This is a genomic window from Vibrio sp. 10N.222.54.E6 (assembly GCF_041473955.1).
Taxonomy (GTDB): domain Bacteria; phylum Pseudomonadota; class Gammaproteobacteria; order Enterobacterales; family Vibrionaceae; genus Vibrio; species Vibrio tasmaniensis_A.
In genome coordinates this window covers 36,247-48,937 of the sequence record NZ_JBFRTD010000007.1, presented here as the reverse complement: position 1 = coordinate 48,937, position 12,691 = coordinate 36,247, and the positions used below count along the sequence as shown (strand labels likewise).

13 protein-coding genes are annotated in these 12,691 nt (G+C 44.9%); 2 read left to right on the top strand and 11 right to left on the bottom strand.

Translation table 11 applies throughout. The annotated features are described in order from the left end of the window. Window positions 1–551: 551 nt before the first annotated feature. Together AB4513_RS02605 and hemB are read right to left on the bottom strand one after the other, a co-directional pair. Window positions 552–992, bottom strand: coding sequence for a GNAT family N-acetyltransferase (locus tag AB4513_RS02605; RefSeq protein ID WP_009848048.1), 441 nt, complete (start codon window positions 990–992; stop codon window positions 552–554). A gap of 81 nt (window positions 993–1,073) precedes the next feature. Further along, entirely contained in the window at window positions 1,074–2,117 is a 1,044-nt protein-coding gene (gene hemB, locus AB4513_RS02600; protein WP_009848049.1) for a porphobilinogen synthase, read from the bottom strand. Between the two features lie 208 nt (window positions 2,118–2,325). On the opposite strand from hemB, the gene AB4513_RS02595 reads away from it, so the two are divergent. Further along, window positions 2,326–3,087, top strand: coding sequence for a TatD family hydrolase (locus AB4513_RS02595; RefSeq protein ID WP_009848050.1), 762 nt, complete (start codon window positions 2,326–2,328; stop codon window positions 3,085–3,087). 191 nt (window positions 3,088–3,278) lie between these two features. Here AB4513_RS02595 and tatC read toward each other — a convergent pair whose 3' ends face one another. From tatC to rmuC, 7 genes are all read right to left on the bottom strand, one after another. Then, window positions 3,279–4,034: a twin-arginine translocase subunit TatC gene (gene tatC, locus AB4513_RS02590; protein ID WP_009848051.1), complete on the bottom strand. Its 756-nt coding sequence runs from the start codon at window positions 4,032–4,034 to the stop codon at window positions 3,279–3,281. Between the two features lie 148 nt (window positions 4,035–4,182). Next, the gene (gene tatB, locus AB4513_RS02585; RefSeq protein WP_004735566.1) at window positions 4,183–4,590 is read right to left on the bottom strand and encodes a Sec-independent protein translocase protein TatB; all 408 of its coding nucleotides are present in this window, start codon (window positions 4,588–4,590) and stop codon (window positions 4,183–4,185) included. 3 nt (window positions 4,591–4,593) lie between these two features. Further along, complete coding sequence (gene tatA, locus AB4513_RS02580) at window positions 4,594–4,848, bottom strand: Sec-independent protein translocase subunit TatA (RefSeq protein ID WP_009848052.1); 255 nt, start codon at window positions 4,846–4,848, stop codon at window positions 4,594–4,596. Window positions 4,849–4,902: 54 nt separating this feature from the next. Continuing rightward, window positions 4,903–6,537 carry a ubiquinone biosynthesis regulatory protein kinase UbiB gene (gene ubiB, locus AB4513_RS02575; protein WP_009848053.1) on the bottom strand — a complete coding sequence of 545 codons (1,635 nt, stop codon included), beginning with the start codon at window positions 6,535–6,537 and terminating at the stop codon, window positions 4,903–4,905. Next, the gene (locus AB4513_RS02570; RefSeq protein ID WP_009848054.1) at window positions 6,534–7,139 is read right to left on the bottom strand and encodes an SCP2 domain-containing protein; all 606 of its coding nucleotides are present in this window, start codon (window positions 7,137–7,139) and stop codon (window positions 6,534–6,536) included. Before AB4513_RS02570 ends, ubiB begins: the two co-directional genes overlap by 4 nt. A 98-nt stretch (window positions 7,140–7,237) precedes the next feature. Then, on the bottom strand, window positions 7,238–8,017 hold the full coding sequence (ubiE, locus tag AB4513_RS02565; RefSeq protein WP_029222994.1) for a bifunctional demethylmenaquinone methyltransferase/2-methoxy-6-polyprenyl-1,4-benzoquinol methylase UbiE: 780 nt from the start codon (window positions 8,015–8,017) through the stop codon (window positions 7,238–7,240). Window positions 8,018–8,082: 65 nt separating this feature from the next. Then, window positions 8,083–9,615: a DNA recombination protein RmuC gene (rmuC, locus tag AB4513_RS02560; RefSeq protein WP_102257542.1), complete on the bottom strand. Its 1,533-nt coding sequence runs from the start codon at window positions 9,613–9,615 to the stop codon at window positions 8,083–8,085. Between the two features lie 138 nt (window positions 9,616–9,753). Between rmuC and AB4513_RS02555 the strand changes: the two genes are divergently transcribed. After that, a complete protein-coding gene (locus AB4513_RS02555) occupies window positions 9,754–10,647 on the top strand; it encodes a DMT family transporter (RefSeq protein ID WP_102257541.1) in 894 nt (297 codons plus the stop codon). 148 nt (window positions 10,648–10,795) lie between these two features. Here the strand turns inward: AB4513_RS02555 and AB4513_RS02550 are convergent, their stop codons facing one another. Both AB4513_RS02550 and AB4513_RS02545 read right to left on the bottom strand, forming a co-directional pair. Continuing rightward, window positions 10,796–11,203 (bottom strand): hypothetical protein, encoded by a 408-nt coding sequence (locus AB4513_RS02550; RefSeq protein ID WP_009848058.1) that lies wholly within the window; start codon window positions 11,201–11,203, stop codon window positions 10,796–10,798. 130 nt (window positions 11,204–11,333) lie between these two features. Further along, on the bottom strand, window positions 11,334–12,527 hold the full coding sequence (locus AB4513_RS02545; protein ID WP_102257540.1) for an NAD(P)/FAD-dependent oxidoreductase: 1,194 nt from the start codon (window positions 12,525–12,527) through the stop codon (window positions 11,334–11,336). Between the last annotated feature and the right edge of the window lie 164 nt (window positions 12,528–12,691).

Genomic DNA, 12,691 nt, shown 5'->3' with positions numbered 1-12,691 from the left:
CAAGCGTTCTGTGGATAACTCTGTTTATATTATTTATCCACCCTGTTGAGAAGTAAGGTTAACAAATCAAAAAACACCAGCAATACACTGAAAATAAAGAATAATTTTACAGATCGAACATATGACCAACGATCTTTTTACGATCCTGCATTGTGGAAAAGAATGCTGATGGCGTTTTATTCATAAAAAAACGTGCCACTAAATATGCATATTGTTGAATTGGAGGTATAAAAAAAGCGACACCCGAAGATGTCGCCTAGCAAAAACTGGTAAAGCCATTCAAATTGAATACCACAGCTTTACCTAAAAGCTATAAATTACACTGGAAGCAATGTGAGCAATGTCGTGTCAAAAAGAACTTAGTACAAGTTCGCGAGAATTCTGTTGGGTAACCAAGTTGATACTTGAGTACTTAACATCCTTGTGAACATTTCCTCATTCCCTAAGACAGGGTTAATAATAATGATTCTCATTTAATAGTCAACAACTAAATGATAATAAATCTCATTAAATTCATTTTAAATGATTTATCACCCCGATAAAGCAAATCATTAAGCTGATAATTGCTTCACGAAATGGATTCGATTTTCATTAATCTCTTCTTTTTCTTCCAATTTTTCAATTCGATATCCATTTTTCAATAGTAAACACAGCATCGCAGGAAACTGGTTACGAGATTTTACTTTCAGTTGCTCATAACCCCGCTCTTGTGCCCACTGCTCCTGAACATCTAATTGAGCCTGTGCGACCCCCTTATTTCTTGCAAGCGGTGACACACCACCAAACCAACTATAGAAAGTATTTGAGTTAAGCTCATAACCAATTTTAAAGCCGAGTAACACGTTCGCCTCTTCAGCCACTAAGATCAGGCTCTTTTTCCCTTCAAGCCGAGCTGCCAGTGAAGCGACACTCTCTTTTCTAGCAAATTCAGAGATCTGCTCGACAACAGACACAACCTCTCCCAGTGAACCTTCACGTACTATGACTGACATCTTCTTCCATCCTCATAAGCGAAAGGGCTGACACAATGGCCAACCCTTTTACTGAATATCACTTAAGTTAACGTTAAGTTGTTACTTTTCTTTTAAGTGCTTGGCTGCTTGTGCATTGTCTTCAGCAAGCCACTCTGCAACATCTTTAGCGAAGTAAGTCAGAATGCCATCAGCACCAGCACGCTTAAAGCACAGCAGTGATTCCATAACGGTGTCGCGTTCTTTCAGCCAACCGTTTTGAATTGCTGCTTTGTGCATCGCATACTCACCAGACACTTGATAAGCATACGTTGGTGCTTGAAGTTCATGTTTCACACGACGCACGATGTCTAAGTAAGGCATGCCTGGCTTAACCATCACCATATCCGCACCTTCATTGAGATCCATTGCCACTTCGTGAATCGCTTCATCGCTGTTGGCTGGATCCATCTGGTAGTTCTTCTTATTACCACCTTTCAGGTTCGAAGCACTGCCGACTGCATCACGAAATGGGCCGTAATAGCACGATGCGTATTTCGCAGAGTACGCCATAATCTGAGTATGAATATAACCCGCTTCCTCTAACGCTTCACGGATCTTACCAATACGACCATCCATCATATCCGACGGAGCAACCACATCTGCACCGGCTTCAGCATGCGATAACGCCTGCTGAATCAACACTTCAGTCGTTTCATCATTCATCACGTAACCATCTTCATCGATGATGCCGTCCTGGCCGTGAGTGGTAAATGGGTCCAGTGCAACATCAGTAATCACACCCATATTTGGCACGTGCTCTTTTAATGAACGTACCGCACGCTGCACTAAACCTTCTGAATTATGAGCTTCAGCCGCGCATAAGCTTTTAGCATCTTGGTTCACGACCGGAAACAGAGCAATCGCAGGAACACCCAATTTTGACAGGTAATCCGCTTCTTCAAGCATCAGATCGATCGACAAGCGTTCAACACCCGGCATTGACTCGACAGGCTCGCGGCGGTCTTTACCCATCAGGATAAACATTGGGTAGATGAGGTCATCCACAGACAATTGATTTTCTGCCATTAGGCGACGGCTAAAGTCGTGCTTACGCATACGGCGCATACGGCGACCTGGGAATTGACCTTGAATTGAAACAGACACTAGATTCTCCTTGCCTAGTCTAAGCACCGAAATGCTTAGATATGAAAAGTGCTAAATACAGGCAAAAGCATATCACTGATGGCTCAGGACGCTAGCAGTAAAATATAAAACCCACTCAAAAACAGGGATAAATGGCAAAAAATGACCTTCTCCTCACACTGCCGTATACTCATGACAACTCAGTAAAGACTGCTTTCAGGACAAAATAATGATCGACACCCATGCTCATATTTACGCGAGCGAATTCGATGAAGACCGTGAACAAGTCGTGCAGCGCGCACTGGTTCAAGGTATTGATACCATTCTATTGCCGAACATCGATTTAGCTTCTATCGAGCCCATGTTAGCGACGGAAGCTCAGTTTCCTGATGTGTGTCGTTCAATGATGGGCTTACACCCTTGTTATGTGGATGCGAATATCGAGCAGACCCTCAAAGCCATTCGAGCTTGGTTTGATAAACATGACTTTATCGCCGTGGGTGAGATTGGTATCGACTTGTACTGGGATAAAACCTTCAAGGCTGAACAAGAGATGGCTTTCGTGACTCAGCTGCAGTGGGCAAAAGAGCTCGATCTGCCAGTGGTGATCCACACTCGTGATTCTATTGAAGAGACACTTGCCTTACTTCGTAAAGAACAAGACGGCAGCTTACGTGGCGTATTCCACTGCTTTGGCAGCAGCTTAGAGGAGGCTCAAGCGATCAACGAGCTAGGCTTTCACTTAGGTTTAGGCGGTGTATCGACCTTTAAGAACTCAGGAATGGACAAGGTGATTCCACATCTTGATATGAATTACGTCATTCTAGAGACAGATTGCCCATACTTGGCACCAACACCGAATCGCGGTAAACGTAATGAGCCAGCCTACACGGAATTGGTAGCAAAACGCATCGCTGAATTGCGTGGAATGACCCTTGAAGAAGTCGACAATATAACGACCAGCAACGCTAAATTACTGTTTGGTTTATAATATAAATCGCAGTAAATCATCAGAAATAACGCAGTGATCGAGCTTTAAAACAAGTGAGCGTAACCCGTTATTTATGACGAAGGTATAATCGACATTCGATAAACAGACACAATAAAAAAGCGGCCTCGGGCCGCTTTTTTATTGTGTCATGTTTGCTGAAGGACTCTAGCAATTATACTCTTACAGCAGAATCAAGATTCAGCTTCTTCCTCTTCATCCGCATCTGGCTTACGCACATAGAAACGTGCGAAGAACAGACCGATCTCAAACAGAATACACATTGGAATCGCCAACAGTGTCTGCGAGATCATATCGGGAGGTGTCAGCATCATACCGACGATAAAAGCACCGACAACAATGTACGGACGCTTTTCAGACAGAGCCTTAGGCGTTGTCGCCCCCGTCCAACATAACAAGATAATCGCTACTGGTACTTCAAAGGCAATACCAAAAGCAAAGAACAGCGCGAGTACAAAATCGAGATAACTTGATATGTCTGTCGCGAACTCTACCTGCCCTAAGGAAATAGCCGTGAAGAAACTAAATACCAATGGGAATACTACGAAGTAAGCAAACGCCACACCACAGTAAAACAGCAAAGAACTTGAAGCCAATAGCGGCATGATCAAGCGTTTTTCATGCTTGTACAAACCCGGAGCAACAAAGGCCCACACCTGATACAAAATAAACGGCACCGCGACAAAAATAGACGCGATTAAGGTTAATTTTAGTGGTGTAAAAAATGGCGATGCAACATCCGTTGCGATCATCGTCGCCCCTTCAGGTAAGCGATCTACCAAAGGTGCTGATACGAATTCATAAATATCATTAGCAAAATAAATTAGCCCGACAAATATCACTAGAACAGCGACAATCGCGCGTAGTAAGCGATTACGTAATTCTAGAAGATGGCTAATTAAAGGCTGTGTCTGCTCAGTCGAAGACATGTCAAACCTCTTAAACAGGAAGATCGAAAAGGAGCCGCGCACCTATCTATCCAGTTGAATTGGTATCCACTTGAATAGTTATCTACTTGAATAGCTATCGATTTAAACATCTAGCAACTCAAGCATCTGGCGACTCCTCCTTGCGAGACTATTCGGCTTTCTTATCTGACGGTGCTGAAGCTTCGCTGTTGACCTGAATGGTTTCAGATTCCACAGTTTCCGTGACACTAGGTTCAGTCTCACTTGGCTTATCAGACTCAGGCTTAGCGTACGGACGTTGAACTTGAGCAGCGGCCTGCTTGAGTTCATCGACTGACGCTTTTAGGTCTGGAGATAAATCTTCCATACCCATTTTTTCCGCCTTGCGTAGGTTTTCTTGCAGCTCTTGCACCTTAAGCTCGTGAGAAAGTTCATCTTTCACACTGTTTGCCATGCTTTTCGCTTGTCCAACAAACTTGGAAATACTACGAATCGCCACGGGCAAACGCTCAGGTCCTAAAACCACTAACCCAACGACAGATATTAATACCAGTTCCCAAAAACCGATATCAAACACGATTTACGCCTGCTCTTTGTCTTTCTTTGTTTCAGCAGTTGTTTCAGCGCTAGCTTCTGTCTTCTGCTGTTCAATATTCTTTGGTTCAAAGTCTGCATCTTTCTTATCTGCAGGCTTGTCTTCATCGCTCATCGCTTTTTTGAAGCCTTTCACCGCTGAACCTAAGTCACCACCCATACCGCGCAGTTTCTTTGTTCCGAAAAGTAAAATTACAATTACAGCAATGATTAGAAGTTGCCAAATACTGATACCACCCATTGTCATTGTCCTCGGGTCTGTCTACACATAAAAAATATAAAGAGAGTCTACTGTCTAACGACGGTAAGCTCGCCAACTAAGCAACCAAAATGTGACACCTGCGATGCCACAGCCCATAGATAGCTGCTCATAAGGGCTTGAAACTAATATTGCGGAGCATACGACTAAAGTGGCTCCAACGCCAAACAAAAACTTTCCAGTTGCTTGCTGACGCTTACTATCTCGGTAACCTTGATAAAGCTGATCCATTCTATGGTTCATCGCTTTACCTTGGCGCAAGCTGTCATAAAGCAGCTCTGGCAGCTCTGGCAGTTTTTCTGCCCAGAATGGCGCGCGCTCTTTTACTGCGTTGATCACAGCTTGCGGCCCCACCTGATTCATCATCCAGGTTTCAAGGAAAGGCTTAGCCGTCGCCCACAAATCAAGCTGCGGATACAACTGGCGACCTAGGCCTTCCACATACAACAAGGTCTTCTGCAGAAGCACCAACTGAGGCTGAACCTCCATGTTGAAACGTCTTGCTGTATTAAATAAGTTTAGCAACACATGGCCAAATGAGATCTCGCCAAGTGGTTTTGCAAAAATTGGCTCACACACCATACGGATCGCGAACTCAAAATCATTGACGTTGGTGTCGTGTGGTACCCACCCCGAATCAACATGCAGCTCGGCGACTTTACGGTAATCGCGATTGAAGAAAGCCAGCAGGTTCTCTGCTAAATAGCGCTTATCTTCACTGTTGAGCGTGCCGACAATGCCACAATCCAAACCAATCCACTGAGGGTTGTCTGGATTCTCTGGGTTAACGAATACGTTGCCCGGGTGCATGTCTGCGTGGAAAAAGCTATCTCGGAATACTTGGGTGAAGAATACCGTCACACCGCGTTCCGCGAGCAATTTCATGTTGGTGCCGTTGGCGTTTAGCGTTTCAATATCGGATACTTGAATACCGTAGATACGCTCTGACACCATCAGGGTTTCGCTGCTTAGATCAGGGATAACCTCTGGAACATACAGCTCTTCACTGCCTTCAAAATTACGTCGTAGTTGAATCGCATTGGCCGCCTCTCGGCGCAGGTCTAGTTCATCAAGTAACGTTTTTTCGTACTCGTGAACGACTTCAACCGGTTTCAAACGACGTGCTTCAGGAAGCGACTTAGCGACTATACGCGCCATTCGGTGCATCAGTTTTAGATCTGCGTCAATCACCGGGCGAATATCAGGGCGAATAACCTTCAGAACAATCTCGCGACCACTCTCCTTGAGCTTTGCGGTATGCACCTGAGCGATAGAAGCAGAAGCCAATGGCTCGATATCAAAGTCGGTAAACCAGTTATCTAGGCTACCACCGAGCGCTTTTTCCATGTCTCGCTTAGCCAATTGACCATCAAATGGCGCCACTTGGTCTTGTAATAAAGCCAATTGGTCAGCGATATGAGGAGGAAATAGGTCGCGACGCGTTGACATCATCTGACCAAACTTAATCCAAACAGGCCCTAATTCTTGCAACGCTAAACGCAAGCGATGACCCAATTCTTTATCTTGATGTTTGTTCTTGAGCCAAAACAGTGACTTTCTCGCCAGCAAAGGAGCCTTGGTCAACTGGTGCTCAGGCATCAACTCATCAAGGCCGTATTCCAACTGTACCTTGATAATATGATAAAGACGTTTCAGTTCTGTTGGGGTCATGCTTTCTCCAACAGAGCGTTCAGTTTAGCTTCAAGACGTGCAGCTGAGCTTTTCACGTCATCAACCTGATCGCAAAAATGTGCCACTTCTAATGGCGCTGGTGCAATCTTCCACTCTTCAGTTAATACCTGAGCGAGATGGTTTTGATGCTTAGTCGCTTGCTTAGCCACAAGGCCACCAACATTCTTAACGCCTTGTACCAAGGTATGGGCAACCACATCTCCAGTCACGCGCGATAGCCACTCTTCCAAGTCAGGCTTGCAGTCTGTCATTAGCTGAGCAAATTTCTGAGCCAGTTGAATATCACCCTCTAAGATCAGCTTATCTTGCTTGATCAGTTTGGTGATGTTCGATTGCTCACGCAGTTCTGGCAGTACCGAGAGGTTCAAAGATAGGTAGCAATCAGGTTGTCCTTCGTAGTCAGCCAACACATCGATTTGTTGGCTAAAAACGAAAGTGAGAGTTTTGTTCAGCTCTTTCAAATTAACTTGAATGATCTGCCCCTTTAAACGAGACAAACGACGAACCAAAGCTGGATCATCGTTCACGAAAGTATTTAAAGAGGTTTCAATAACCGCGGTGACCAATGGATCAAATGGCATGACTGTCCTTACCTTTGAAAACGGATAAGCGTTAACCTATCCGTTGTATCTTTATTCTTATTTTTTAGCACACTCAACGAGCCTGCTACCAAGTTCGACTAGAACTTGTAACCACGGTGCAGCGCAACAATGCCGCCCGTTAGGTTGAAGTATTTAGTATTTTCAAAACCCGCTTCTTGCATCATGCCTTCCAAGGTTTCTTGGTTAGGGTGCATACGGATTGATTCTGCAAGGTAACGATAGCTGTCTGCATCGTTAGCAATCAGCTCACCCATTTTTGGCAATAGGTGGAAAGAGTATGCATCGTAAACCTTTGATAGTGGCTCAAGCACTGGCTTAGAAAACTCAAGAACCAACAGACGACCGCCCGGCTTAAGTACGCGGTACATTGAACGCAGCGCTTGGTCTTTGTCGGTAACATTACGCAGACAGAAGCTGATGGTAATGCAATCGAAGTAGTTATCTGGGAAAGGCAGCTCTTCAGCATTGGCTTGAACGTAATGTACGTTGCCAACAATACCGCTATCACGCAGTTTATCGCGGCCAACATTCAGCATTGAGTTGTTGATATCAGCAAGAACCACGTGGCCTTTTTCACCAACGATACGCGAGAATTTCGCAGTCAGGTCGCCAGTACCACCACCTAGATCTAGGATACGTTGACCCGGGCGAACGCCACTGCAATCAATCGTGAATCGCTTCCACAAGCGGTGAACACCACCCGACATTAAGTCATTCATGATGTCGTATTTAGCGGCTACAGAGTGAAATACCTCTGCTACTTTCGCGACTTTTTGGTCTTTCGCGACTGTTTCGAAACCAAAGTGTGTGGTTTCTGACTCTACTGCTGAATTTGTCTGCACGCTTGTGTCCATAATGCTGTTATCTACCATGGTAAGTTCTCATCGACAGTACACTCTCTCTTTAGAGGCGCTGCGGCCGATTAGTTTACTTTATCCTCAGCGGGTTGTCTTTCTACTAAGGAGGCATTTTCTGAAAAAGCCTCATTTTGAGCGATTTCCGCCAAGCCAACCGAGATAGGTTTCTTCACCTCGACACCCAATTGCTTAAAGCTTTCGGCCTGACGAATCACATTACCACGACCAGTCACCAGCTTATTCATGGCACCTTGGTAGCTTTGGTTGGCTCTGTCTAATGAGCTACCAAGACCTTCCATATCATCAACAAACAAGCGCAGCTTGTCGTAAAGTTTGCTCGCCCGCTCTGCAATGATTTGTGCATTCTGGTTCTGTCTATCGTTGCGCCACAAGTTATCAATGGTACGCAGTGCCACCAGCAAGGTGGTTGGGCTAACCAAGATAATGTTTTGCTCCATCGCATCTTTAACCAAGCTAGGGTCGGCTTGAATCGCCACCTGAAACGCAGGTTCTACCGGAATAAACATCAACACATAATCAAGGCTCTGTATGCCTTTGAGTTGATGATAATCCTTCTGGCTCAAGCCTTTAATGTGCGCGCGCAATGAAGCCAAGTGATCACGTAATGCAGCATCACGTTGTTGATCAGTTTCAGCATTGAAGTAACGCTCAAACGCCACCAAAGCCATTTTTGAATCCACCACCACTTGCTTGTCTTGTGGCAGATGCACAATCACATCTGGCTGGTAACGCTTGCCCGCATCGTTTTGCAGGTTCACTTGAGTTTGGTATTCATGACCTTCGCGCAGCCCTGATTCTGCCAGCACCCGTGCCAGTACCACTTCGCCCCAGTTACCCTGCTGTTTATTATCGCCCTTTAGTGCTTGGGTCAGATTAACCGCTTCACGCGTCATGCTCTCATTAAGACGTTGCAGGTTTTTAAGCTCATGTACTAAGGTGTGACGCTCTTTGGCTTCTTGACTGAAGCTATCATTAACCTGCTTCTTAAAGCCTTCTAACTGCTCTCTCAGCGGTGATAACAAACCTTCAAGGCTCTGCTTGTTCTGTTGATCTACCTTGGCGGTTTTGCTCTCAAACAGTTGATTCGCTAACAGTTCAAACTGCTGTTTCAATCGGGACTCTGCCTGCTCTAACAATTGCAGCTTTTCACTGTTGGCGAGGTTTTCTTGGTCATGCCTTGCTTCTTGCTCACGAAGTTCGGCTTCTAATTCAGACTTATGCTCTTTAAGAATATTGATATCATCGGCATACTGCTGACGCTCTTGCTTCACGGCTTCAAAATAGCGCAGCTTCTCCATCGCAGCCATCACCTTGCCATGGGCCTGCTTAAGTTCAAATGCCGCTTTATCTCGATCATCATCCAGCTCATTGAGCTCTTGTTGCGCCTCTGCGAGTGAGGATTTGAGCTGAGATTGTTGTGACTCATACAGCAAACGGTCGGACTCTAGTTGCTGTTCAAGAAGTCGCTGCTGAAAAGAGAACTTCTGTTTGATCCACCAACCCACCACACCGCCGCTGACGAGCGCGCCGGAAATAGCAGCAATAAGCGGTGCTTGATGTTCGATAATCCATTGCATGATAATGATTTAGCCTAATTGGAAATAACTCATTAAAGGGTATTTTGATACTGGATAAATGTCCAGTTTGCCGTATTAAAATTCGACAGATAGACTAAGCGCTCCGTATTCTGCCCCATCAAATTAGAATGAGTTGCTATGAACGAACGTCGTGCCTTGGGCTTTGGCCTTGCTGCGGTATTACTGTGGTCAACAGTCGCTACTGCTTTTAAGCTGACCCTTGCTGAGTTTTCACCGATTCAAATGCTGACCATCGCCAGCATTGTGTCGTCGATTGCGCTGATCGCAGTCTGCGCGTTTCAAGGCAAGCTTTCTCAGCTGAGTACCACGTTTCTTTCAAACCCTTGGTATTACTTACTGCTCGGTTTGGTTAACCCACTGGCCTATTACCTGATTCTATTCAAAGCCTACGACCTGCTGCCTGCATCTCAAGCTCAAGCCATTAACTACAGCTGGGCTATCACGCTAACCTTAATGGCTGCGGTGTTTCTGGGACAAAAGATTCGTAAACAAGATTGGATTGCGTGTACCTTCAGCTATGCGGGTGTGGTAGTCATTGCCACCAAAGGCGATGTGCTAGGAATGCAGTTCGATAGCCCACTCGGTGTGGCTCTGGCGCTACTTTCAACCTTGCTTTGGGCGGGATACTGGATTCTAAACACCAAAAACAAGGCTGACCCTGTGATTGGCGTATTGCTTGGTTTCTTAGTGGCATTGCCCTTCGCGATCGGTTTAACCATTTATGAAGGCGAGAGCTTTAGCCAAATCACAGCGAAAGGTTGGATGGCCGTAACTTATGTTGGCCTATTCGAGATGGGTATTACCTTTGTCTTGTGGCTCTCAGCACTAAAACTAACCAACAATACGGCACGTATCAGCAACCTAATTTTTGCCTCACCGTTTATCTCGTTGATGCTACTTTCGACCATCATTGGCGAAGAGATTCACCCAGCGACACTGTTTGGTTTGATGCTGATTATTGCTGGTTTGGTGATTCAACAGATCAAGTTTTCAAAGAAAAACCCTACGTAAATAAGAGCTAAAAGACTCGATTGAGCACGAAAAGCTATCGATATAGTCTAATTTTCTCAATTAGATGTTAGATACAAAAATGGCGAGTCATATGACTCGCCATTTTTCTGTAAGATAACATTAAGTTGTAAGTCTCAATGTTCGATATTCAACCGTTGTTTTTCATATCAAATTTGGACTTAAATATCATGAAAAACAAGACCATAAATATAAAATCATTTACACCATAAATTGTGTAAAACACGCCAGCCATCGTATCCGCTTCATATACTGGTGATAGCGTATTATTGGAAAGCCAATTCACCCAAACAACCACATAAACCAACTTTTCAATAAAGAAAGCACCAGCAAGATATTTGATGTTCGCATTGATTGTTGCAGCCCCAAGGTACGCAAAACCCCAAACGACGATCATAATCAGTCCAAAGTTGGACATTACTACGGGATCGGCTTCGTTAATGGCACTATTCGTAAAAAAGCGTGAAAACAGTAAAACAGCACCAACATTCATCGCTCCTGCTGCCAATAGAATGCTTTTTACTTTTGTCTGATTCATTGCAAACCCCTCATTTAAATAATTAAAACATCAATCACTTATAATCTTTATCATTTGTGACGAAGTCATTTTTTCTACTGACTGAAAATGCTCTAAATGAATAAGCTTAGCCAGTGCCATCGCCACTGTGCTATACGTTTTGGCCTGCAACCCAACCAGACGACCACGTCCATTGGAAGTTATAGCCCCCTAACCAACCCGTTACGTCCATTACTTCACCGATGAAATAGAGGCCAGACACACTCTTACACTCCATGGTTTTCGAAGATAGGTGATCAGTATCCACTCCGCCTAGAGTCACTTCGGCAGTTCGATAACCTTCCGTGCCATTGGGTGCAATTTTCCAGTTCTCTAGGTGCTCAACGATGCCACTAAGCTGCTTTTCGTTGAACTGTTTAAGCGGCTTGTCTTCAAGCTCTTTACGGTCAATCAGCACTTCTACAAAACGCTTTGGTAGTGCTTTCGCCAAGGTATTTTTCAGGCTCTGATTTGGGTGTTTCTCGCGAGAATTTTCAAGCAACTCGGCAACGTCTACTTCAGGTACTAGGTTGATAGAAACCGATTGACCCGCTTTCCAGAATGAAGAGATTTGCAGTACCGAAGGACCAGATAAGCCGCGGTGCGTAAACAGCAACGCTTCTTTAAATAAAGTGCCGTCTTGCGCTGTGATCTCAGCAGGAATTGCGATACCAGAAAGCTCAGCGAAAGCTTCTTTGTCTTCTTTATGCAGCGTGAATGGTACTAGCCCTGCAGTAGTTGGCAGTACCGACAAACCAAACTGCTCTGCAATCTTATAGCCAAATGGCGTTGCGCCTAGCTTAGGCATAGACAAACCGCCTGTCGCTACAACGAGTGAGTCACACTCAACTTCGTCGGTATTGAGGTGCATCTTGAAGCCTGCGTCTGTTTTTTCGATGGAGTGAACATCACAACGGTAGCGCTGTTCAACTTTCGCTTGCTTACACTCGTCAAGCAGCATGCTCACGATGTCTTTTGCTGTGTGGTCATTCACACAGAACAACTGGCCGTGATCGCGCTCTTCGAACTCAATGCCGTACTTGCTCACCATCGAGATAAAATCCCAGTTGGTGTATTGAGATAAAGCTGACTTCACGAAGTGAGGGTTGTTACATAGGAAGTTGTTGGCTGAAACATCATAGTTAGTAAAGTTACAACGACCGCCACCTGAGATTAAAATTTTTCTGCCTGGTTTCTTTGCATGATCAACCACCAGCACTCGTCGCCCGCGTTTTCCCGCTTCCGCAGCACACATTAAGCCAGCGGCGCCCGCACCAATTACGATTACATCAAATTTTTCACTCATGTGGTTCTGCTTTTCTTCACTTGTGCAGCCCGAGTACGCCCTGTTCTCGAAATGCCATCAATAAAAAAGGATGTGCATAAACAGCACATCCTTACTAATTGCTCGCTATTTTAGCGGCAATTTTAAACTTTGCAATTGATGTTCAATTGTACAATTCACAGACA